This is a genomic window from Paracidovorax wautersii, assembly GCF_031453675.1.
GTDB lineage: Bacteria > Pseudomonadota > Gammaproteobacteria > Burkholderiales > Burkholderiaceae_C > Paracidovorax.
This window is the reverse complement of record NZ_JAVIZX010000001.1, coordinates 4,340,648-4,360,172: the sequence shown is the minus strand read 5'-3', so window position 1 is coordinate 4,360,172 and position 19,525 is coordinate 4,340,648. Positions and strand designations below refer to the sequence as shown.

The following is a 19,525-nucleotide window of genomic DNA, read 5'->3' as shown; positions in this document are numbered from 1 at the left end:
GGCCCTTGTGATCCGTCTGCCGCTCCGCTCCTTGTCCGCCTTGGCGACTCTCTTACTTGAATGACCACTGAACTTTCCGCGCCACGCTCCCGGCTGGCCTTGTTCGATCTGGACCACACGTTGCTGCCGCTGGACTCCGACTTCGAATGGGGCGAGTTCAGCATCCGCATCGGCTGGGCCGACCGGGACGCCTTCGGCCGGCGCAACCAGGCCTTCTACGACCAGTACATCGCCGGCACCCTGGACGTGCATGAATACGTGCAGTTCGCCACCGAGGCCGCACGCCTGCGCGGCGCGGCCGAGTCGGCGCAGGCGCACGAACGCTTCATGCGCGAGGTGATCCAGCCGGCCATCCGCCAGGAGGCTCTGGACCTGCTGCGCAGCCACCGCGACGCCGGCGACGAAGTGGTCATCATCACCGCCACCAACGAGTTCGTCACCCGCCCCATCGCCGAGGCGCTGGGCGTGGAGCAACTGCTGGCGGTGGAACTGGAGCGCGACGCGGAGGGCTGGATCACCGGCGCCATCCGCGGCGTTCCCTCCATGCGCGAAGGCAAGGTGCAGCGCATGGAACAATGGCTGGCCGAGCGCGGCTGGACGTGGAGCGACGTGCACAGCACGTTCTACAGCGACTCCATGAACGACGTGCCCCTGCTCGAGCGAGTCGATCTTCCGGTGGCCACCAACCCCGACCCGCGCCTGCGCGCACTCGCCCAGCACCGTGGCTGGCGCATACTGGACCTGTTCCCCCCCAAACCATGATCAAGAAGTTCATCGACAAGCTGCTGGGCAAAGGCGCCACCGGCACCGGCAAGCACCGCTTCGGCAAGCGCGAAGAGGTCCCTGCGTCCGTGCACGGCATCAACCCCGACCTGGTGGACCGCCGCGCCTCGGATGTGGTGCGCACGCTCAAGCAGGCTGGGTACGAGGCCTACATCGTGGGCGGCGCCGTGCGCGACCTGCTGCTGGGCCTCAAGCCCAAGGACTTCGACGTGGCCACCAACGCCACGCCCGAGCAGGTCAAAGGCCTGTTCCGGCGCGCCTTCATCATCGGCAAGCGCTTCCGCATCGTGCACGTGGTGCACGGTCGGGGCCGCGAGCACGAGGTGATCGAGGTGTCCACCTTCCGCGCCTACCTGGACAACACCGCCATCGAGCAGCAGGTGAGCGGCAACGAGAAGACCAGCAAGCAGCAGCTGTCGGGCATGCAGCATGCCGTGGATGCGAGCGGCCGCGTGCTGCGCGACAACGTCTGGGGGCCGCAGGACGAAGATGCCACGCGCCGCGACTTCACCGTCAATGCGATGTACTACGACCCCGAGACCCAGGTGGTGGTGGACTACCACAAGGGCATCCAGGACGCGAAGAAGAAGCTGCTGCGCATGATCGGCGACCCGGCCACGCGCTACCGCGAAGACCCGGTGCGCCTCATCCGTGCCGTGCGCTTTGCCGCCAAGCTGTCGGGCCTGGGCTTCAGCCTGGAGCCCAAGACGGCGGCGCCGCTGGTCGCTTCGCAGGCGCTGCTGGCCGATGTGCCGCAAAGCCGCATGTTCGACGAGATGCTCAAGCTGCTGCAGACCGGCCATGCGCTGGCCACCATCGCGCAGCTCAAGAAGCTGGGCATGTCCAAGGGCATCTACCCGCTGCTGGACGTGGTGGTGGAGCGCGCCGAGCTGCCGTTCGTGCACGCCGCGCTGGCCGACACCGACCGCCGCGTGGGCGAGGGCAAGCCCGTGGCGCCCAGCTTCCTGCTGGCCTGTGTGCTGTGGCAGGACGTCAAGACGGGCTGGGATCTGCGCCTGGCGGAGCGCCAGCACCCGTTCCCCGCGCTGCAGGACGCCATCGACGAAGTGTTCAACCAGCGCATCGGCGACGTCTCGGGCCGCGGCAAGCTGGCCGCCGACATGCGCGAGATCTGGGTGATGCAGCCGCGCTTCGACAAGCGCGCCGGCACCACGCCCTACAGCATGGTGGCGCAGGCGCGCTTCCGCGCAGGCTTCGACTTCCTGCGCCTGCGCGCGGACGTGGGCGAGGTCGAGGAGGCGCTGGCCGAATGGTGGCAGGAGTTCCAGCAGGCGGACGACGCCCGCCGCGAGGACATGATCGACCAGGCCCGCGAGGAACAGAAGGCCCGCCAGCGCAAGGCCCAGCCCGTCGTGCGCCGCGTGTCCAAGGCCGCCGACGCAGCACCCGCGCAGCCGCGCCGCGCTGCTGCGCGGGCCGAAGAAGACGCCGCCCACGCCGTGGGCGCGGACGATGACGGCCCGGACGAAACCGCGCAGGGCGATGGCACGGCTGCGCCCAAGAAGCGCCGCCGCCGTCGCCGCAAGCCCGCCGGTGGCGGAGACGGCGCGGCGCCCGCCGCTGCGGCGCCTGCCTCCGACGCCTGACCCGATGGTGTGCGGAGCCTGTGCGGCATGACGGCCGTGCCGCCCCTTCCTTCCGTAGCGCAGGAGAGTGCGCCGCCGCAGGCAGGCGTGAACAGCTGGGTCGGCCTCGGGGCCAATCTGGGTGACGCCCGCGCCGCGCTGGCCCAGGCCGTGCGGGCCCTGGCCGCCGTGCCGGGCGTGGAGGTGGTGCGCGTGTCGTCGCTCTACCGCAGTGCCCCGGTGGACGCGGGCGGGCCGGACTATCTGAATGCCGTGGCCCAGCTGCGCACCACGCTGCCCGCGCTGGTGCTGCTGCACACGCTGCAGGCGATCGAACAGGCCGCCGGCCGCGAGCGGCCCTACCGCAACGCGCCCCGCACCCTGGATCTGGACCTGCTGCTGCACGCCGACGAACGCATCGCCACACCGGAACTGACCGTGCCGCACCCGCGCATGGCCGAGCGCGCCTTCGTGCTGATGCCGCTGGCCGAAATCGCGCCGCAGCAGGTGCCGGCCGCGCCGTTGGCCGCCGTGGCAGGGCAGCGCATCGAACGCCTGCGGGACGCAGCCTGGCCACCGCTGCCGGGCTGAAGCGTTCTCCGGCCAGATCCGCCTGCGGCGTCTCCGTGGCAGCAGCGGCCACGGCCCCGCCGGCCTTCTGAAGAAACAGAAAAGCCCCGGGCGGCCTGGGCGGCCTTCCGGGGCTTCTTCATGGCATTTTTGACTTCTAGCCCAGGTCGGGCAAGCGCAGGGTGCTACGGTTTTTGTAGCGATGGACCCTGCGCGTCCGGCGCTCAGTCGACCTGCGCGCCCGAGGCCTTCACACCACGTCGCGGTACTTGGCGCGTTCGGACGCCATGAAGGCATCGAACTGCTCCGGCGTGGTGGGCACGGGCTCGGCCAGCAGGGCGGTGAAGCGGGTCTTGGTTTCGGGCGCCTTCAGCGCGTCCGTGAAGGCCTTGTTGAGCCGGGCAATCACGGGCTTGGGCGTGCCGGCCGGGGCCACCAGGCCCCACCAGGTGTCGATCGAGAAGCCCTTGAACGTGGCAGACAGCGGCGGCACGCCCGGCAGCATGGGGCTGGGTTCCAGCGAGGTCACGGCCAGCGCCTTCAGCTTGCCCGAGCGGATGTTGGGCGCCGCGGCGGCCAGGTTGTCGATGTTGTAGTCCACCTCGCCCGCCAGCAGGGCCAGTTGCGCCGGGCTGGCACCGCGGTAGGGAATGTGCAGCGCGAAGATGCCGGCGCGTTGCTTGAACATCTCGCCGGCCAGGTGGCCTGCGCTGCCGTTGCCGCCGCTGCCGTAGTTGAGCTTGGCGGGATGCGACTTGGCGTAGGCGATGAGGTCCGCCACGGTGTGGATCTTGAGCTGCTCGGCACGTGCGGCGTTGACCACCAGCACGTTGGGCACGCGCACCATCTGCGTGATGCCCGCGAAGTCCTTGCCCGCGTCGTAGGGCATGCGGCTGTACAGCCAGGGATTGACCGCATGCGTGGCGGTGGCAGCCAGGCCGATGGTCAGGCCGTCCGGCGCGGCCTTGGCGATGGCGTCGGCCCCGATGTTGCCGCCGGCACCCGCCTTGTTGTCGATCACCACCACCCCCAGCGTGTCGCGCACCCGCTCCGCCAGCGCGCGCGAGGTCACGTCCAGCGGGCCGCCCGGAGCATACGGCACGATCAGTCGGATGGGGCCGTCCTGGGCATGGGCCAGGGGGGATGCAATGGCTGCGGCCAGGGCCGTGGCGGTGAGGAGGAGGTTTCTGCGGTTCATAGCCCGCCATTGTGCAAAAAAGAAGGCGCCGCAAGCAAGGAAAGCTCGCAGTCCAGTCCTACAGGATCAAACCGCGGCCACTGCCGACAATGGCGCAGGCTGCCGCCGCCGCTGCAGGTTGCATCACCCCCGCTGCTGCTGCCCGCTGCACCGCACCCGCCCAGCGAGGTGCGGTGGGGGTGGGTGGTGCCGGGGGCGGGCGGCTTTCTTCCACGAACGTTGAGGAACCCGCATGCTTGAAGCCCCCCACACCCTGGCCCGTTCCCGCTACCTGGACTGCATCGCGGCCTGCACGGACTGTGCGAACGCCTGCGACTTCTGCTCGGCCGCCTGCCTGCGCGAGCCCGACCCGCGCCACATGGCCAAGTGCATCGCACTGGACATGGACTGCGCTGCCGTGTGCCGCCTGGCCGCTGCCTGCATGGCGCGCGACAGCGCCCACGTGGCGCATGTCTGCGAGCTGTGCGCGCGCATCTGCGAGAGCTGCGCGCACGAGTGCGAGAGCCACACGGCCCCGCACTGCCAGGACTGCGCCCAGGCCTGCCACCGCTGCGCGCAACTGTGCCGAGACATGTTCGCTTGACCGCGGCGGCGCGCACGGACCGTTGGCGCTGAACCGGTGGCCGGTGCGCTGGCGCCGGCCCGGCCCGGCCCGGCTCAGGCAGGTGCGTGCTTGTCCGCTTCGGAGGTGAAGGCGTCGGCGTAGAACTCGTCGGCGGGCAGGCCGCGCTCGGCGCAGTAGGCCTGGCGGGCCGAATCGACCACGATCGGCGCGCCGCAGGCATACACCTGGTAGCCCGACAGGTCGGCGATGTCGTCCAGCACAGCCTGGTGGACGAAGCCGGTGCGGCCTGTCCAGCCGTCGTCCGGCTGGGCGTCGGACACCACGGGCACGTAGCGCAGGTGGGGCATCTCTGCCGACCGCTCGCGCAGCCAGGCATCCATGTACAGGTCGCCAGGCCGGCGGCCGCCCCAGTACACCGTGGTGGTACGGGTGATGCCCTTGAACTGCATGTGTTCGATGAGCGCCTTGATCGGCGCGAAGCCCGTGCCGGAGGCGAGCATCACGATGGGCCTGTCGGAGTCCTCGCGCAGGAAGAAGCTGCCGAACGGCCCTTCGACGCGCAGGATCTCTTTTTCCTTCATGCCCTGGAAGACGTGGTCGGTGAAGCGCCCGCCGGGCATGTGGCGGATGTGCAGTTCCACACCCGGCCCTGCGGCCTGCGTGTGCGGCGCGTTGGCCATGGAGTAGGCGCGGCGCGCGCCGTCCTTGAGGATGAACTCGATGTACTGACCCGCGTGGTAGCGGAACGTGTCGGCGGCCGGCAGCTGCAGCCGCACGACCATGACATCGTGCGAGACGCGCGAGAGCGTCGACACGCGCACGGGCAGCTTCTTGATGGGGAAGGCGCTTTCATCGGTGACCTGGCGCGACTCCAGCACCACATCGGTCAGCGGGATGGCGCAGCAGGTGAGAACGAAACCGGCGTCGGCCTCGGCGGCCGAAAGGGCTTTCTCCTGGTGTTCGCCATGCACCACCGAACCGCTGAGCTTCTTGCATTTGCACGATCCGCAGGCACCGTCCTTGCAGCCGTAGGGCAGGCCCACGCCACCGCGGATGGCGGCCGCCAGGATGGACTCGCCGCCCTGTGCCGTGAAGGCGCGCCCGCTGGGCTGCACGCTGATCTGGAGTGCCGCGCTGGCGGTCTCTGCGCTCGTCATGTGGGTATCCTCGGGTTTTTCTCTGGCCGGTGCTGTGATGGATGCCCGGCTTCTCAACGGATCCGATTTTGCCCTCAAACCAGAACCCCCTCGGAGCGCTCCCGGCCCGCTTCCGGCGCCAGCGCATCCTCGTCATCGGCTGCGGCGACGTCGGCCTGCGGACCGCTCGCGCACTGGGCGCGGCGCAGGGCACGCACCGGCCGCGCGTCCTGGCGCTCACGTCCAGCCCGGACCGCAAGGCCGCCCTGCGCGCCGCCGGCATCACGCCGCTAGCAGGAAACCTGGACCATGCCGGCTCGCTGCGCCGCCTGGCCGGCCTGGCACACCGCGTGCTGCACCTGGCTCCGCCGCCGGGCGAGGGGGCGGCCGGCGCCGACTGGTGGATGGATGCGCGCACCGTGGCGCTGGCGCGGACGCTGCGCCTGCGCGCGCTGCCGGCCGCGGTGGTGTATGCCTCCACGAGCGGCGTGTACGGCGACTGCGGCGGCGCCCGGGTGGCCGAAACCCGCGCCGTGGCGCCGGCCACCCCGCGCGCGCAACGCCGCGTGAACGCCGAGCGGGCCATCCGCCACCTCGGCCGGGCTGGCACGCGTGCCAGCATCCTGCGCATTCCGGGCATCTACGCGCCGGACCGCGAAGGCGGAACGCCCGAGGCACGCCTGCGCCGCGGCACGCCGGTGCTGGTGGCCGATGACGATGTCTATACCAACCACATCCACGCCGACGACCTGGCGCGGGCCTGCGTGGCGGCGCTGTGGCGCGGGCAGGCGCAGCGCACCTACAACGTGAGCGATGCGAGCGGAATGAAGATGGGCGACTACTTCGATCTGGCAGCGGATCTGTACGGTCTGCCGCGGCCGCCGCGCGTGCCGCGCAGCACCGCGCAGCAGCAGTTGCCGGTGTCGCTGCTGAGCTTCATGGGCGAGTCGCGCCAGCTGGACGCCACGCGCATGCAGCGCGAGCTGCGCCTGCGCCTGCGCTATCCCACCGTCGCCCACGGGTTGCGCAACCAGCCCGCCTGAGGGGGCCGGCGCGGCTTTTACTGTTTAGCGGGGGTAGGTGTTGCCGCGTCCGTCGTAGCAGCGGAACACGTTGCAGTTCGTGATGGGCGGCGCCGGTTGCGGCTGCGGCCGGGGCGGGCGCTGCACGACGATGGGCGGCACATAGTAGGGCGAGGCCGGGTAGGCCACCGACCGGTTGGTGCGGGCGCGTTCGGCCTCTGCGTAGGCGGAAGGGGTGAGGCAGGCCAGGTCGGCTTGCCGCTGTGCCTGGTCCAGCCGGGCCTGCTCGTCGTACATGCCGCGACCCAGGCTGGCGTTCACATCCTGCAGCGCGCGCCGGGCCTGGTGGCATTCGGCGGATTGGGCTGGATCAGGCGCCGTCGGAACGCGGGTCGGTGCAGCCGTGCGTTCTATGGCGCGGCGCTCGCGCTGCTCCTGGGACTCGCGCCGTTCCCGGTCCCGCTGATCGGCCAGGGCATCCGCGGCCTGCGCGCGCTCCTGCCGGATCTGCTCAGGCGTTTTGCGGGCCTCGATCTCCCTCACGGAAGCGCCTTGGGCACACTCCCCGTTGGTATAGGTGACCTTGCCGGTCGCCCCATCGGTGCAGCGCACCACCTGCGCGGGCGACGCCAGCGGCCACAGGGCGATGAGTACGGAACAGGCAGCAAGGCGCCACCCCCTGGCGGCGTGCCGATTCCGGAGGGTCGCGGGGAGTGAGGAGGGGGTGCTGCGCTGCATGGCCGCCATCGTACGGCGCGGTGGGGTTCAGCGCCACTCGGGGCGCGGGGTGCGAATCATGGCAGGCGGGGCTGCGGGCGCGTTGCCGCGGCCACGGTCCTGCTGGGCGCGCCGATCGCGTTCTGCCTGGTCCCGGCGGTCCCGTTCCGCCTGGTCGCGCTGGCGGTCGGCTTCGCGGCGCCGCTCGCCCTCGCGGCGGTCCGCTTCGCGGCGATCGGCGTCCCTGCGCCAGCCTTCGCGGTTCTGCCAGTGGTCCCGGTCACGCTGCCAGCCGTAAGGCCGGGGTGGAGGCGGCGGGGTGTAGACCGGGTACGGCACCGGCACGGGGTAGACGCGCGGGCTGGAATACACATAGCCGGGTTGCTCGTACACCGTCACGGACGAGGTGGGCGGGTAGTACGAACCGGATTCATAGTACGGATCGCCCGGCACGGCAACGCAGCCTGCGGCCAGGGCCGCTGCGGTGCAGGCTGCGAAGAGTCGGAGGGCGGTGGACGACATGGCGGGGCTCGATCTTTCCAAAACGGGGCGGCAAGTTGCTGCACCCTTCACGCACTGACGCGCTGCGCCCCATTTTGGTTGACCGTATCTACCCCCGCTTGTCAGGCTTTGCCGGGCCTTCACGGTTGTGTCTGGGTGTTCCGCCCGCCCTCGCGTCAGCGCGCAGGCGCTGCTGCGTCTGCCGCGCCAGGGACTGCGGCGTAGTGCAGCACCGTCGGGAACGGGTCGTAGAAATGGTGCAGGAGCTGCTTCCATTCCTGGTAAGGCGCCGAAGTACGAAAGCCCACCTCATGGTCCTCCAGCGTGCGCCAGCGCACCAGCAGCAGGTATTCCTGCGGCCTTTCGATGCAATGGTGCAGTTCGTGGGACAGGTAGCCGGGCATGGACGCGATGATGCGCTGGGCCTGGGAGAAGGCTGCCTCGAACGCGGCGTTCTGGCCGGCGCGCACGGTGAGCGTAGCGGATTCGAGGATCATGGAATGCCGGAAGGGCCGCATGCAGCCGCTGCGGCGGCGCCGGTGGCCACCACCGCGAGTTCCTTTGCTATTTTATTGATAGCTGGTTGCGCCCGTGGGTAGGGCGCCAAGGGCCTATTTCACTGCGGTAGCACGCGGCGGATGGTGTCTGCCAGGTCTTCCGCCACGAACTTGGCGACGTAGCCATCCGCGCCGACGTTGCGCACATGGTCCTCGTTGGCCGATCCCGACAGCGAGGAGTGGATCACCACCGGAATGTTCTTCAGCCGCGGGTCCTGCTTGATGTTGCGCGTCAGGGTGAAGCCGTCCATCTCGGGCATTTCGAGGTCGGTCAGCACCAGGGCTACACGGTCCGCCGCCGTCTTGCCTTCGGCCTCGGCGCTGCGGGCGATGGCATTGAGCCGGTCCCAGGCTTCCTTGCCCGATTTGGTCATCTCGTAGGGCGCCTTGAGCACCTGCAGTTCCTGCTCGATGAGCGAGCGGGCCACGAAGGAATCGTCTGCGGCCAGCACCATGGTGCCGGGCTTGAGCTTGAGCTTGGGACCGACCTTCTGCGGATCGACCTGGTGGGAGTCCGAAGGGGACACCATCTGCAGGATGGCTTCGACGTCGAGCACCTGCGCCAGCCGGGAGCCGTCCGTGTTGCCGTCCAGCCGTGCGATGCTGGTCACCAGCTTGCCGCCGGTGCCGCTGGACTCGGCGGAGAGCACCTGCTGCCAGTCGAGCCGCACGATGTCTTCCACCGACTCGACGGCGAAGGCCTGGGTGGTGCGCGCGTACTCGGTCACCAGCATGATGTTCAGGCCGGTTTTGGGCTTGCAGCCGACGATGGAGGGCAGGTCCAGCACCGGAATGACCTGTCCGCGCAGGTTGACCACGCCGAGCGAGTGCGGGGTGGCGCCGGCGATGGTGGTGATGGACGGCATCGCCACGATCTCGCGGATCTTGAAGACATTGATGCCGAACAGTTCCGAATTGCCCAGCGTGCTGTCGACCCCCAAGCGGAAGAGCAGCAGCTCGAACTTGTTGGTGCCGGTGAGATTGGTCCGCTCGTCGATTTCCTGCTGCACTGCCTTCATGGCAACTCCTTGGGGCATATGTGTACCTTTGTAAATTCTAGGGGCGAAGGGCGCTTTGTGGCGTGCCGTTGGGAACGTTTTCCGCGCCATGCGGGTTTCACCCAGGGCGGGGTTGGTGCGCTGTGGTCATTCGGAGACACCTGCCGTCCGGCGGAACCGTGGCGCAAAAAAAGCCGCCGCAGACAGCTCTGCGACGGCTTGCCGTGACTGGCGAAGGGCTTCAGCGGCCCAGCGCGTAGGCGATCACGTAGTCGCCCCGGTCGGGCGAGTTGCGGGCGCCGCCCGCCGACACTACGACGTACTGCTTGCCGTTGGTGGGCGACTTGTAGCTGATCGGCGTGCCCTGACTGCCCACGGGCAGGCGGCCCTTCCAGACTTCCTGGCCCGTGCCGCTGTCATAGGCGCGCAGGTAGTAGTCCTGCGTGGCGGCGATGAAGACCAGTCCACCTTGCGTGGCCAACGTACCGCCGATGGTGGGCATGCCGATCGGTATGGGCAGCAGCATCTTCGTGCCGAACGGGCCGGTGTCCTTCACCGTGCCCACGGGCACCTGCCAGGCGATCTTCTGGCTCTTGAGGTCCACGGCCGTGAGCGTGCCGAAAGGCGGCTTCTGGCAGGGAATCTCCAGCGGCGACATGAAACGCACCTTGGCGTTGATGGCGTACGGCGTTCCGTCCAGCGGCACCGGGCGGGTGATGGCAGCGGCCTCGTTGCCGTCCGATTTCTTGCCGGCGTCGGCCGGGTCGGCGGCGATCAGCTGCACTTCCAGGCCGACGCGCATGTCGTTGATGAACAGGTAGCCGCTGGTCGGATCGATCGACATGCCGCCCCAGTTCATGCCGCCCAGCGAGCCGGGCAGGTTCAGCGAGGCGTCTGTGCCGGGGGGCGTGAACAGGCCGGTATAGCGCTTGGACTTGAACTTGATGCGGCACAGCAGCTGGTCGAAGGGCGTGGCGCCCCACATGTCCGACTCCTTCAGATCGTCCGCCCCGATGCTGGGCATGCCGACCGAGAAGGGCTGCGTGGGCGAGTAGGTCTCGCCCTGGATGTTGCCGGCGGGCACGGGGCGCTCTTCCACCTTCGTGAGCGGCTGGCCGGTCTGGCGGTCCAGCACGAAGATCTGGCCGGCCTTGGTGCCGAACACCAGTGCCGGCGTGGTCTTGCCGCCTTCGCCGGGGAAGTCCACGAAGGACGGCTGCATGGGGACGTCGAAGTCCCACAGGTCGTCGTGCACGGTCTGGTAAACCCACTTTTCCTTGCCGGTGGTGGCGTCCACCGCCAGCATCGATGCGCCGTACTTGCGGTCCAGCGCGGTGTGTTTCACTCCCCACAGATCCACCGCCGCGCTGCCCACCGGCATGAAGACGGTGTTGGATTGCGGGTCGTACGACATGGGCGCCCACACATTGGGGGTGGAGCGCGCGTAGGTCTTGCCTTCCGCGGGGGCGTCTTTCACCTCGGGGTTGCCGGGGTCGAACGCCCAGCGCAGCGCGCCGGTGATCACGTCGAAGCCGCGCACCACGCCGCCGGGCATGTCGGTGCTCACGTTGTCGGCCACGCGGCCGCCGATGACGATGGTCGTGCCCGCCAGAGTGGGGGCCGAGGTGGGGTAGTACTCGCCTTTGTCGGCGCCCTTGCCCATGCCGGCGCGCAGGTCCACGCGGCCGTTGGTGCCGAAGTCGGCACAGAAGGCACCGGTGTCAGCGTCCAGCGCGATCAGCTCGGGCGCCACGCTGTTCATCAGGATGCGGCGCTGGCAGGCTGCGCCCGTCGCCACCGATGCGGCCTTGACGGGCGTCGCGCCGGCCACGGTCGGCTGCGCGATGGGCGCGGCGGCGTCGAAGTACGCCAAACCGCGGCAGCGCATCCATTTCTTCTGCTTGGCGTTGATCTCGGTCTTCCACAGCTCCTTGCCCGTGGATGCGTCGAGGGCGATCACGTTGTTGTGCGGCGTGCAGACGAACACGCGGTCGCCGATCTGCAGCGGCGTGAGCTGGTCCTCTGCACCGCCGCCGCCGGGGCTGACGGGGGTGTCGCCGGTGCGGTAGGTCCATGCCACTTCCAGCTGGCCCACGTTGTCGCGCGTGATCTGGTCCAGCGCGGCGAAGCGGCTGCCGCCGGGCGTGTTGCCGTAGTGGGCCCAGTTGAGCTGCTCGGCACCTGGCGCCACGGGCGTCAGCGTCGGGCCGGGGCCTTGCGCTGCGACCACGGCGTGCGGCTGGAACATGCCCCAGGTGGCGGCGGCGCACACGACAGCCAGCACCAGGGCCGTGGCGTGGGCCGGGCCGCGTGCGGGCGCCAGGCCGGCTGCGCGGCGCAGCAGCGGGAACGACAGCGCCACCACGATGCCGACCGCGGCCAGGATCATCAGGCGCGAGATGAGCGGCCAGAAGTCGAGGCCGACGTCGGCCACGGCCCAGACCGCCGTGCCGAGCAGCGCGGCCCCGAAGAGGAGCGCGCCCGACGGCTTGGCGCGCACGATCTGCGCGCCAGCCACCGTGAAGGCGGCGCCAGCCACGGCGAAATAGATGCTCCCGCCGAGCGACAGCAGTTGGGCGCCGTAGTACGCGAGGAACAGCCCGGCAGCCAGAATGACCAACCCGAGCAGGGCGAGCCAGAGCCTGGCCCCTGCGGGCATGGAGGTCGGAGTTTTTCCCATCAAGAAACCTATGTGTAGAAGCGCCGGTCAGTGCCTGGGTGGCAGCGGCGGGGCGGGCAGTTTAGTGGCTGCACGCACTTTTTGCACATTTCTTTGGGATAACCACGTTGTGGCGCAGGCCGGTACGTGGTATTTGCAGCCTTTTATTCCGGCAGGCGGGGTGGGCGCCTTCAGACCACGCCGGCGGCACGCCAGCGGGCGATCTGTGCGGCGTCGGCGCCGAGCTCGGCCAGCACCTCGTTCGTGTGCTGGCCCAGGGCCGGCGGCGCGTTGCGCAGCACCGGCGGCGTGGCCGACAGACGCAGCGGGCTGGCCACGCCGGTGATGTGCTGTACGCCGTCCGGCGCCGGGCCATCGCCCCAGCGGGGCAGCGTCACGGCCAGGCCGCGCGCCTGCACCTGGGGGTCGTCGAACGCCTGCGCCACGGTGTTGATGGGGCCGCAGGGCACGGCCTTGTCTTCCAGCAGCGCGATCCAGTCGGCCGTGGTGCGGGTGCGGGTCACGGCCTCCATGGCGGGTATGAGGTCGGCGCGGTGCTTCACGCGCAGCGTGTTGGTCGCATAGCGCGGGTCGGTGGCCCACTGGGGCTGGCCGGCCGCGGCGCAGAAACGCTGGAACTGCCCGTCGTTGCCGATGGCCAGCAGCATGTTGCCATCCTGCGTGGGAAAGTCCTGGTAGGGCGCGAGGCTCGGGTGGCTGTTGCCCATGCGCCCGGGCGCGTCGCCCGTGGCGAGGAAGCCAGCCGCCTGGTTGGCCAGCACCGCCATGCCCACGTCCAGCAGGGCCATGTCGATGTGCTGGCCCTGGCCTGTGCCGGTGGTGGCGTTGTCGCGCACGTGCAGCGCAGCCAGGATGGCGTTGCTGGCGTACAGGCCGGTGAACAGGTCGATCACCGCGACGCCCACGCGCAGCGGGCCGCCGCCGGGTGCATCATCCGCGCGGCCGGTGATGCTCATCAGGCCGGTCATGGCCTGCACCATCAGGTCGTAGCCCGCGCGCTCGGCGTATGGGCCGTTCTGCCCGAATCCTGTGACCGAGCAGTAGATCAGGCGCGGGTTGAGGGCCCGCAGGCTCTCGTGGTCCAGGCCGTACTGCTGAAGGCCGCCGACCTTGAAGTTCTCCACCAGCACATCGGCCTGCTGCGCCATCTGCCGGATGAGCTGCTGCCCCTGTGGCGTGGCCATGTCGATGGTGACCGAGCGCTTGTTGCGGTTGCAGGCGGTGAAGTAGCTGGCCTGGCTGGTGTCGTTGCCGTCGGCGTCCTTGAGGAAGGGTGGGCCCCAGTGGCGTGTGTCGTCGCCGGCGCCGGGGCGCTCCACCTTCACCACGTCCGCGCCCAGGTCGGCCAGGATCTGGGTGCACCATGGACCGGCCAGCACGCGGGGAGAGGTCGAGCACCTTGATGCCTGCGAGGGCGCCTGCGTTCGGGATGGGGGTGGTCATGGGGTTGGTGTGCTATTGAATTGATAGCTACTAGCGCTTATATATAGAGCGCTAGAGGCCAAAAACGTCTGAAATTGGCATGCGGCTTGAGATGGGCGTGTCTCCAAGCCAGTGACGCCAAGCAAGGGCCGCCCCGCAGCGACGGTGTCGTCCCCCGGCGAAGCCGAGAGAAGGGGCTGAGGGCCTTGGCTCCAAGCCTGCCAGTGCAGGCTTGGACGGTCCGAAGGGCTGCCGCCTCTGGCGGAAGCAACGAGCGGTTGCGCCTCAGGGGGATGTCACGCGAACGCGGCGATGCCCGTCTGGGCGCGGCCCAGGATCAGCGCGTGCACATCGTGCGTGCCTTCGTAGGTGTTCACCACTTCCAGGTTCACCAGGTGGCGCGCCACGCCGAACTCGTCGCTGATGCCGTTGCCGCCCATCATGTCGCGGGCCATGCGGGCGATGTCCAGCGCCTTGCCGCAGTTGTTGCGCTTGATGATGGAGGTGCCTTCGACCGAGGCGATGCCTTCGTCCTTCATGCGGCCGAAGCGCAGCGCGGCCTGCAGGCCCAGCACGATCTCGGTCTGCATGTCGGCCAGCTTCTTCTGGATGAGCTGGTTGGCAGCCAGCGGGCGGCCGAACTGCTTGCGGTCCAGCGTGTACTGGCGCGCGGTGTGCCAGCAGAACTCGGCTGCGCCCATGGCGCCCCAGGCAATGCCGTAGCGCGCGCTGTTCAGGCAGGTGAAGGGGCCCTTGAGGCCCTGCACTTCGGGGAAGGCGTTCTCTTCGGGCACGAAAACGTCGTCCATCACGATCTCGCCGGTGATGGAGGCGCGCAGGCCCACCTTGCCGTGGATGGCAGGGGCGGTGAGACCCTTCATGCCTTTTTCAAGCACGAAGCCGCGGATCGGACCGACGGCGCCGCCCTCGGACACTTCCTTGGCCCAGACCACGAACACGTCGGCGATGGGGCTGTTGGTGATCCACATCTTGCTGCCCTTGAGCTTGTAGCCGCCGGCCGTCTTGTAGGCGCGGGTGGCCATGCTGCCGGGGTCGGAGCCGTGGTCGGGCTCGGTCAGGCCGAAGCAGCCGATCCATTCGCCGCTGGCCAGCTTGGGCAGGTACTTCTGCTTCTGCGCCTCGGTGCCGAACTCGTTGATCGGCACCATCACCAGCGAGCTTTGCACGCTGGCCATGGAGCGGTAGCCCGAATCGACACGCTCCACCTCCCGGGCAATCAGGCCATAGGCCACGTACGACAGGCCGGGGCCGCCGTACTGCTCGGGGATCGTGGGGCCGAGCAGGCCCACTTCGCCCATCTCGCGGAAGATGGACACGTCGGTCTTCTCATGGCGGAACTGTTCCAGCACACGGGAAGCCAGCTTGTCCTGGCAATAGGCCGCGGCGGCGTCGCGGATCGCGCGCTCGTCGTCGGTGAGTTGCTGTTCGATCAGGAAGGGGTCGTCCCATTGGAAGGCGGCGTGGGCCATGCAGATGTCTCCGGTTCAGATGAAGGGGCGTTGCATGCGGAAGGTGCATGGTCAGCGTGAATGAGAGCCATCGTACGCAGCACTGGTGCCCACCGCAAACGCCTTGTTCTCATCCAGACATGCTCGGTACGAATATCTGGGCTAGCATGAACGCATGCATCGCCATCTTCCGTCCACCCAGGCGCTGGCCTGTTTCGAAGCCGCCGCCCGCCACCAGAGCTACACGCGTGCGGCGCAGGAGCTGGTGCTCACGCAAAGCGCCGTGTCGCGCCAGATCCAGGCGCTGGAGGAGTTTCTGGGCGTTCAGCTGTTCAAGCGCACGCGCCATGGCATGGTGCTGACGCCCGCCGGCACGCACTACGGCCGCCAGGTGGCGCGGTGGCTGCAAGGCCTGGAACGCGATACGCTGGACGTGATGGCGCACCAGGGCCGGGGCGGGGCGCTGTCCCTGGCCGCCGTGCCCACGTTCGCCACGCGCTGGCTGATCCCGCGCCTGCCGCAACTGGCACAGCGGCATCCTGACATCGTCGTCCACATCGAGACGCAGACCCGCCCCTTTCTGTTTGCCGACACCTCCTTCGACGCGGCGCTGTACGCCGGCACGGCCGACCAGGTCGCCAACTGGCCTGGTGTCCAGGCGCAGCTGCTGATGCATGAGGATGTGGTCCCGGTGTGCAGTCCGCGCCTGCTGGAAGCCGCCGCCCCCCGTGGCCCCGGCCGCGCCCACCAGCCGGTGGCGCCCCCGGTGGTCGCCAGGCTCCCGCTGCTGCAGCAGAGCACGCGGCCGTATGGCTGGCGGCAGTGGTTCGAGGCCATGGAAGTCGACGCGCCGCGCGCGCTCGATGGCCCGCGGTACGAGCTGTTCTCGATGCTGGCCGTGGCTGCCGCGCACGGCCTGGGCGTGGCGCTGATGCCGCCGCTGCTGATCGAGGCCGAGATCGCCCGGGGTGACCTGGTGGTTGCGTGTGCACGGCCGCTGCGGGGCGAGCGCGCTTATTACCTGGTGAGCCCGGCGCAACCGCAGCCACCCGTGCTCTCGGCCTTTGCCCACTGGCTGCAGGACATGGCCGCGACTTGAGATATGCGGGCCCCCGGCCGATTGCGCCCCCGCCGGGGCGGGGCTACCCTGTGGGCGCGGCTGGACGGCCGGCTGGGTGTGTCAACGCAACCCGGCGGCGCGGCTCCGGCTTCGCGACCTCTGCAACCCAAGAAGGAGAACATCCATGGTCACTGAATCCACTTACCACGCACCGACGTTCGAGCCCACCGTGGATGAAATCGAAGCCCTCAAGCAGCTCGAACTGGGCCAGGCCATGAGCGTGCCCCAGGCGCTGAAGCACCACCTGTCCGGACGGTTGGTGGAGTGGGGCTTCATCGGCAAGACGCCCGCTGGCGATCTCGCCATCACCGATGCAGGCCGGCAGGTGATCAAGCGCAGCAACAACTGAGCTGCGCGCCAGCGTTTATCAGCCCGTAATTGCGGGCTGAACTACGGCCGCTTCGCTGGGCGAGGCGGCCGTTCTTATTTGGTGGGCCCGCACCTTGTGCGCAGGGTGTTGATGGCGGCCCGGTCGTACGCGCGTTTCGCATTCGTCCTACATGGCGCTGACACGCACGGCCGTTACCGTATCGGTCATCGCAAGAGGGCACGCATTGGGTGTGTCTTCCGCAGAAAAAAGCAAGACCTCGAACACAGGAGACCTCGCATGCCAGGAAGCGGCGGAGCGGCAGTCGGGTGCCTTTGGGCACCACGGGCGGCCATCGGTCACGACGGCGGCACACGCGGCCGGGCCAGCACTCCGGCTCGGGCCGGCGGGCTCCACGGACGGAAAGGGTCGGCCAGCCTGCGGTGAGAGGGCCGGCAACGCAACAGTTCTTCAGCGTCGGTGGATGCCAGTCAAAGCCTGCTTCCGATGGTCTGTCCTATTGAAGGAATGAGCATATGAAAGAAGTTTTGACTGTCATGGCTGGATTCGTGCTGTTCTCCAGTCTCGGGATCGCCTACGTGGCCGCGTCGGTCATGGGCAGCCTGTGAGGAAGCGCGCAGTGGAATACGGTCAAGTCCTTCCGACCGCTGTGGAAGCCGTCGAGGCTTCCGCGCACAACACCCTGGCTACCGCACCGGCGACCGGCAGCCTGCAACCAGCACACGCCCGATAGCGTGCCGGCCAAGCCGCATCTGCCTTCATCCCGCCTGCCCGCTGACCAGCCCGTGGAACCCGACGTGCCTGGCGCGCCACCCGAACCAGCAGACAAGCCTCCCTATCTGCGCAGCAGGGCCGCCCCGGCTGCGTAAAACCACCGCAGGCGCTGCGCTCCTTAGCGCGTGGATGTCTATGGGATGAGGACGCTGGCACCAGCCGAGCCCTTTCGGCCAGCTCACTTCAGGAGTCAGCGATGAGCGATCCCCAGCGACCTTCCGAGACCGTGAACACCTCCCAGGGGCCGAAGCGTCCCACCAGCGTACGGGACAACCTCAGGGCCTTCCGCATGGCCGCCATCGGCGCAGCGGTGGCTCTCGCCATCGTCATCGCCTTCAACGTGATGGCGCCGAAAGACCGGTTGGACGCCCCCGCTGGAACCGGTGGAGCGCCCGCCGCGGGCCAGGGAGCCCAGCAGACGGGTGGCCCTTCGGGCAGCGATCCAGTGCAGCGAACCGCGCCTCAGCAAGGGGATTCGCCCACGGCCCCGGGGCGCGAAGGCGTTGGGGCTCCGCAGGGCTCGGCGGTGCCTGCCTCGCGGTGAGGGGCGTGCGACGGTCCAGCACGGCGCGGCCTCGTTGCGCGCCGGGATGTCGCGCAACGTTCGGCCACGAAAAAGCCGCAGGGTGCGAATGCAACCTGCGGCTTGGAATGTGTGGTGCCCGGGGCCGGAATCGAACCGGCACGCCTTGCGGCGGGGGATTTTGAGTCCCCCACACAACTGAGGTTTCATGCGGGATGGCGGCTCATTTTTGGCGCAAAGAGTTGCCAGTTGGTTCGCTGGAGAGCCGAGTTTTTGCGCCAACGATTCAACGTACTGCGCGCAACGGTTGGGCCTTGGTGCGGTAGTGCTTTTCCGTGACGGCCTTACTGCTGTGCTGCAGCAGTTTTGATGCCGTTTCGACATCAGCCGCGAGGTCTGCAGCCATCGAGCGCATGTCCCGCAGGTACATGGCCCGGATGCGTTTTCCCAGCTCGGCGTCGCCCGTGACCTCGGCGCGGTATGCGGCGCTGTCCCTGGCGTCGTCCCAGCGCTCGCGCAGCATGCGCGCGCTCACCTGACGGCCGCTGCTGGTGGACAGCAGAATGACGCTGGATGCGCGCATCGCTTCCCGCCGAGTCACCAGCGCGGACAGAACAGGGGAATCCGCCACGATGAACTGCACCGCCTTCTTCGTCTTGCTGGCGCGGTGCGTTATGACGCCATCGACCGGCATGCGTACCGTGCGCGCATCGGTGATCCGCATGCCCGTGGCGGATGCAATGTCCATGCAGTCGCGCAGCACCTGGTCGGCCTGCGCATAGACGGCAGCGAACATGGCGGGCGTCACCTCGGCCTCGCGGGCTTGCTCTTCGTTCTTCCAGCCGCGCACGCCCGCCGCCGGCCAGGGGAGGCGGGTCATTCCCCAGAGCAGAGCCTTGCCCCACACAATGCGGAGCAAGGACATTTCCCGGTTGCCCTGCGTCTTGGCCGTCCGGTGGTCGAGGTACAGCCGGAGCGCCGGCAGATCCACCTCATCCCAGGCCATGCCGCCGAACACCGGACGTAGCATGCGCAGATTCTTCGCGTAGCCGGTGCGCGTCTCCTTGCTGTCGTACTTGGGCAGCTCCTTCTCTTCAAAGCGCGCGAATGCCTCTTCCAGCCGGCCGATGGTGACTGGCAGCTTGTTGTGCAGCTGCTCCCACTGCTCGATCGCTGTGGCGTAGTCTTTGCCCAGGCGAACATCCGGCTTTCCATCGGGCCGCATGTCGTACACGTAGTACACATACGCCTGCCCGCCCTTGCCCTTGTACACCTTGGTGCGAAGGCGCGGGTACTTCGTGACTTTGGGCATTGCCCCTCCTATCGAATGGCGGCGACATTCATCCCGCCGCGCGCGATCACTGTCTTACCTTCCAGCCACGACTGGACATGCACCCGCGAAACAATCACGCGGGCGCCGTCCAGCTTGTGCGGGATGCTACGAAATTTGAGCCATGCGGCCTGCTGCGAACAGCGCGCGTAGCCGGTCAACTGGTGCAGCTCAGGGCCGCTCAGGTATTCGGACATGCTGCCTCCTAAAAAGAAAGCCCGCTCAAGGCGGGCTGTTGGTTGTTCG

17 protein-coding genes and 2 pseudogenes are annotated in these 19,525 nt (G+C 68.7%); 8 read left to right on the top strand and 11 right to left on the bottom strand.

Going from position 1 to position 19,525, the window contains the following annotated elements:
- Positions 1-60: 60 nt before the first annotated feature.
- From QE399_RS19805 to folK, 3 genes are read left to right on the top strand one after another with little or no spacing between them, the layout of a single operon-like run.
- Positions 61-762 (top strand): histidinol-phosphatase, encoded by a 702-nt coding sequence (locus QE399_RS19805; protein WP_309831526.1) that lies wholly within the window; start codon positions 61-63, stop codon positions 760-762.
- Complete coding sequence (pcnB, locus tag QE399_RS19800) at positions 759-2,390, top strand: polynucleotide adenylyltransferase PcnB (protein ID WP_309831525.1); 1,632 nt, start codon at positions 759-761, stop codon at positions 2,388-2,390. Before QE399_RS19805 ends, pcnB begins: the two co-directional genes overlap by 4 nt.
- 27 nt (positions 2,391-2,417) lie before the next feature.
- The gene (folK, locus tag QE399_RS19795) at positions 2,418-2,960 is read left to right on the top strand and encodes a 2-amino-4-hydroxy-6-hydroxymethyldihydropteridine diphosphokinase (protein WP_309831523.1); all 543 of its coding nucleotides are present in this window, start codon (positions 2,418-2,420) and stop codon (positions 2,958-2,960) included.
- A gap of 203 nt (positions 2,961-3,163) precedes the next feature.
- Here folK and QE399_RS19790 read toward each other — a convergent pair.
- Positions 3,164-4,137 (bottom strand): annotated as a pseudogene (locus tag QE399_RS19790) (Bug family tripartite tricarboxylate transporter substrate binding protein).
- Between the two features lie 232 nt (positions 4,138-4,369).
- Between QE399_RS19790 and QE399_RS19785 the strand changes: the two are divergent.
- A complete protein-coding gene (locus QE399_RS19785) occupies positions 4,370-4,720 on the top strand; it encodes a four-helix bundle copper-binding protein (RefSeq protein WP_309831521.1) in 351 nt (116 codons plus the stop codon).
- Positions 4,721-4,794: 74 nt separating this feature from the next.
- On the opposite strand, the gene QE399_RS19780 is transcribed toward QE399_RS19785, so the two are convergent.
- Entirely contained in the window at positions 4,795-5,859 is a 1,065-nt protein-coding gene (locus QE399_RS19780) for a CDP-6-deoxy-delta-3,4-glucoseen reductase (protein WP_309831519.1), read from the bottom strand.
- A gap of 68 nt (positions 5,860-5,927) precedes the next feature.
- Here QE399_RS19780 and QE399_RS19775 point away from each other — a divergent pair, with 68 nt between their 5' ends.
- Entirely contained in the window at positions 5,928-6,881 is a 954-nt protein-coding gene (locus QE399_RS19775) for an NAD-dependent epimerase/dehydratase family protein (RefSeq protein ID WP_309831517.1), read from the top strand.
- Positions 6,882-6,905: 24 nt separating this feature from the next.
- On the opposite strand, the gene QE399_RS19770 is transcribed toward QE399_RS19775, so the two are convergent.
- The 7 genes and pseudogenes from QE399_RS19770 to QE399_RS19740 all read right to left on the bottom strand — a co-directional run bounded on the left by QE399_RS19770 (position 6,906) and on the right by QE399_RS19740 (position 15,225).
- A complete protein-coding gene (locus QE399_RS19770; RefSeq protein WP_309831515.1) occupies positions 6,906-7,598 on the bottom strand; it encodes a DUF4124 domain-containing protein in 693 nt (230 codons plus the stop codon).
- 27 nt (positions 7,599-7,625) lie between these two features.
- Positions 7,626-8,099: a hypothetical protein gene (locus tag QE399_RS19765; protein ID WP_309831513.1), complete on the bottom strand. Its 474-nt coding sequence runs from the start codon at positions 8,097-8,099 to the stop codon at positions 7,626-7,628.
- 155 nt (positions 8,100-8,254) lie between these two features.
- Positions 8,255-8,575, bottom strand: coding sequence for an antibiotic biosynthesis monooxygenase family protein (locus QE399_RS19760; protein ID WP_309831511.1), 321 nt, complete (start codon positions 8,573-8,575; stop codon positions 8,255-8,257).
- A 119-nt stretch (positions 8,576-8,694) separates the two neighbouring features.
- The gene (locus tag QE399_RS19755; RefSeq protein ID WP_309831509.1) at positions 8,695-9,654 is read right to left on the bottom strand and encodes a chemotaxis protein; all 960 of its coding nucleotides are present in this window, start codon (positions 9,652-9,654) and stop codon (positions 8,695-8,697) included.
- A gap of 220 nt (positions 9,655-9,874) precedes the next feature.
- The gene (locus QE399_RS19750) at positions 9,875-12,313 is read right to left on the bottom strand and encodes a membrane-bound PQQ-dependent dehydrogenase, glucose/quinate/shikimate family (RefSeq protein WP_309831507.1); all 2,439 of its coding nucleotides are present in this window, start codon (positions 12,311-12,313) and stop codon (positions 9,875-9,877) included.
- Between the two features lie 170 nt (positions 12,314-12,483).
- Positions 12,484-13,756, bottom strand: a pseudogene (locus tag QE399_RS19745) (CaiB/BaiF CoA transferase family protein).
- Positions 13,757-14,031: 275 nt separating this feature from the next.
- On the bottom strand, positions 14,032-15,225 hold the full coding sequence (locus QE399_RS19740; RefSeq protein WP_309831505.1) for an acyl-CoA dehydrogenase: 1,194 nt from the start codon (positions 15,223-15,225) through the stop codon (positions 14,032-14,034).
- 154 nt (positions 15,226-15,379) lie between these two features.
- Between QE399_RS19740 and QE399_RS19735 the strand changes: the two genes are divergently transcribed.
- The 3 genes from QE399_RS19735 to QE399_RS19725 all read left to right on the top strand — a co-directional run bounded on the left by QE399_RS19735 (position 15,380) and on the right by QE399_RS19725 (position 17,970).
- The gene (locus QE399_RS19735; RefSeq protein WP_309831504.1) at positions 15,380-16,303 is read left to right on the top strand and encodes a LysR substrate-binding domain-containing protein; all 924 of its coding nucleotides are present in this window, start codon (positions 15,380-15,382) and stop codon (positions 16,301-16,303) included.
- Between the two features lie 145 nt (positions 16,304-16,448).
- Positions 16,449-16,673 (top strand): hypothetical protein, encoded by a 225-nt coding sequence (locus tag QE399_RS19730; RefSeq protein WP_309831503.1) that lies wholly within the window; start codon positions 16,449-16,451, stop codon positions 16,671-16,673.
- Positions 16,674-17,622: 949 nt separating this feature from the next.
- Entirely contained in the window at positions 17,623-17,970 is a 348-nt protein-coding gene (locus tag QE399_RS19725; RefSeq protein ID WP_309831502.1) for a hypothetical protein, read from the top strand.
- A 265-nt stretch (positions 17,971-18,235) separates the two neighbouring features.
- Here the strand turns inward: QE399_RS19725 and QE399_RS19720 are convergent, their stop codons facing one another.
- On the bottom strand, positions 18,236-19,261 hold the full coding sequence (locus tag QE399_RS19720) for a site-specific integrase (protein ID WP_309831500.1): 1,026 nt from the start codon (positions 19,259-19,261) through the stop codon (positions 18,236-18,238).
- Positions 19,262-19,269: 8 nt separating this feature from the next.
- Positions 19,270-19,476 carry a DUF4224 domain-containing protein gene (locus tag QE399_RS19715; protein WP_309831498.1) on the bottom strand — a complete coding sequence of 69 codons (207 nt, stop codon included), beginning with the start codon at positions 19,474-19,476 and terminating at the stop codon, positions 19,270-19,272.
- Positions 19,477-19,525 lie beyond the last annotated feature (49 nt).

Excerpts from the sequence above, each read along its gene's own strand:
- QE399_RS19805 (WP_309831526.1), top strand. The coding sequence starts at position 61 with ATGACCACTGAACTTTCCGCGCCACGCTCCCGGCTGGCCTTGTTCGAT.
- pcnB (WP_309831525.1), top strand. The coding sequence starts at position 759 with ATGATCAAGAAGTTCATCGACAAGCTGCTGGGCAAAGGCGCCACCGGC.
- folK (WP_309831523.1), top strand. The coding sequence starts at position 2,418 with ATGACGGCCGTGCCGCCCCTTCCTTCCGTAGCGCAGGAGAGTGCGCCG.
- QE399_RS19785 (WP_309831521.1), top strand. The coding sequence starts at position 4,370 with ATGCTTGAAGCCCCCCACACCCTGGCCCGTTCCCGCTACCTGGACTGC.
- QE399_RS19780 (WP_309831519.1), bottom strand. The coding sequence starts at position 5,859 with ATGACGAGCGCAGAGACCGCCAGCGCGGCACTCCAGATCAGCGTGCAG.
- QE399_RS19770 (WP_309831515.1), bottom strand. The coding sequence starts at position 7,598 with ATGCAGCGCAGCACCCCCTCCTCACTCCCCGCGACCCTCCGGAATCGG.
- QE399_RS19765 (WP_309831513.1), bottom strand. The coding sequence starts at position 8,099 with ATGTCGTCCACCGCCCTCCGACTCTTCGCAGCCTGCACCGCAGCGGCC.
- QE399_RS19760 (WP_309831511.1), bottom strand. The coding sequence starts at position 8,575 with ATGATCCTCGAATCCGCTACGCTCACCGTGCGCGCCGGCCAGAACGCC.
- QE399_RS19755 (WP_309831509.1), bottom strand. The coding sequence starts at position 9,654 with ATGAAGGCAGTGCAGCAGGAAATCGACGAGCGGACCAATCTCACCGGC.
- QE399_RS19750 (WP_309831507.1), bottom strand. The coding sequence starts at position 12,313 with ATGGGAAAAACTCCGACCTCCATGCCCGCAGGGGCCAGGCTCTGGCTC.
- QE399_RS19740 (WP_309831505.1), bottom strand. The coding sequence starts at position 15,225 with ATGGCCCACGCCGCCTTCCAATGGGACGACCCCTTCCTGATCGAACAG.
- QE399_RS19735 (WP_309831504.1), top strand. The coding sequence starts at position 15,380 with ATGCATCGCCATCTTCCGTCCACCCAGGCGCTGGCCTGTTTCGAAGCC.
- QE399_RS19730 (WP_309831503.1), top strand. The coding sequence starts at position 16,449 with ATGGTCACTGAATCCACTTACCACGCACCGACGTTCGAGCCCACCGTG.
- QE399_RS19725 (WP_309831502.1), top strand. The coding sequence starts at position 17,623 with ATGAGCGATCCCCAGCGACCTTCCGAGACCGTGAACACCTCCCAGGGG.
- QE399_RS19720 (WP_309831500.1), bottom strand. The coding sequence starts at position 19,261 with ATGCCCAAAGTCACGAAGTACCCGCGCCTTCGCACCAAGGTGTACAAG.
- QE399_RS19715 (WP_309831498.1), bottom strand. The coding sequence starts at position 19,476 with ATGTCCGAATACCTGAGCGGCCCTGAGCTGCACCAGTTGACCGGCTAC.